The sequence below is a fragment of the Aquimarina macrocephali JAMB N27 genome (assembly GCF_000520995.1).
GTDB lineage: Bacteria > Bacteroidota > Bacteroidia > Flavobacteriales > Flavobacteriaceae > Aquimarina > Aquimarina macrocephali.
The window spans coordinates 1-1,638 of the sequence record NZ_JACA01000104.1 but is presented as its reverse complement, the minus strand read 5'-3'; the positions used below and the strand labels follow the sequence as shown (position 1 = coordinate 1,638).

1 protein-coding gene is annotated in these 1,638 nt (G+C 27.7%); it reads left to right on the top strand.

Features of this window, described 5'->3' with window-relative positions:
- Positions 1–245: 245 nt before the first annotated feature.
- Positions 246–1,638 (top strand): tetratricopeptide repeat protein (locus Z054_RS0127280; RefSeq protein WP_024773133.1); only part of this gene is annotated, 1,393 nt, incomplete at its 3' end.

Genomic DNA, 1,638 nt, shown 5'->3' with positions numbered 1-1,638 from the left:
AACGTATCGATTTATATCGTAAAATGCGAAAAAAGAAAATTGCATTTAATATTCAAGATCTTTCTCAAGGTACACAAGTAACGTTTAATTTACCATTTCAATATCTATAAAAATAATTCCTCTTCAAAATACCTATACAGCAAAAAGAAGTTTTATAAATTTACCTCCAACAATATCGGAAAAGAAATAATAGCAATTAAAAAATAATCAAATCTTGTATTTGGAGATATATCTGAATTTATAATATGAAAAAAAATACTCTAGTCCTCTTTTTCTATTTAATTGTTTTTAATGTTTTTTCACAAAATCAGGTAAAAATTGATTCGCTTTTACAAGTACTTGAAACAAATATTCCTGAGAAAGAAAAAGTTGATACATATAATATTATTGCCCAGCAATATGCATTTACCGATTCTTCACAAACAGTTCGTTATGCTAATAAAGCAATTCAATTAGCCGAAAAAACAAACTATCAAGAGGGTATTGTAGATGCTTATTTTCAAATTTCTTGGGTAACCACTCAAAAAGGAAACTATAAAGAATCTTCTAAAATTCTAAAAGAAATTCTAAAAACAGCACAGAAAATAAAATATGACAAAGGCGTTTCATTAGTATACAAAGGGTTTGCCTTTATAAATAGTGATCAGGGAAACCCTGATAAAGCTTTAGAATATTATTTTGCATCTATAAAAATTGACAAAAAAATAGGTGAAAAATTATCTGTTGCTAAAAATTATAGTAACGTAGGGGATACTTATCAAGAACAAGGAGACCTAGGTAAAGCCCTAAAATATCAGTTAAAGTCATTAAAAATATACAAAGAATTAGGGCATAGCCCCAATAATATCTATAATTCTATTGGGGTAATTTATCTTAGGAAAGGAAATTATAGTCTAGCATTAGAATACTATTTTAAATCCTTGAAAATTGCTGAAGAACTTAACGATAAAAACAACATTATATTTGCCTTTAATAATATAGGTCTTGTTTATCATGAACAAGATCTTTTTAATAAAGCTCTAGAATATTATTTTAAATCCTTGAAAATTGCTGAAGAATTAAAGGCTTTGTATTTTATAGCTAATATCCAAAATAACATCGGAATTGCTTATAAAGAGCAAACCAATTATACTAAAGCTCTAGAATATTATCTTAGTTCATTAAAAATTAGAGAAGACCTTGGTGATAAACGAGGTTTAGGTTCTATTTACACTAATATAGGTACATTATATAGTACAAAAAAGGAATTTATAAAAGCTTTAAAATATTTACAAAAAGGTCTTTTATTAGGTCAAAAAACTGGGGATCAATCCTTAGTAATTTCGGCAATGAACTCTATTGGTGAAATTCATTGGAAAACAGGAAATAATATACAAGCAAATGAATACTTAACCAAGAGTATTCAACTTGCACAAGAAATTGATCATCTTGCAGAAGTTAGAGATGGTTCCCTTATTTTATCAAAAGTCCAAAAAGCATTAGGCAATCATAAAGCAGCGTTAGCATCTTATGAATTGTATCATGCAACATATGATTCTTTACTTGGTAAAGAGAAATCCAAACAAATTTCTCAGCTACAAATACAATACGAAACCGAAAAAAAAGAACAGGAAATCAAGAGTTTGGCTCAACAAGCCT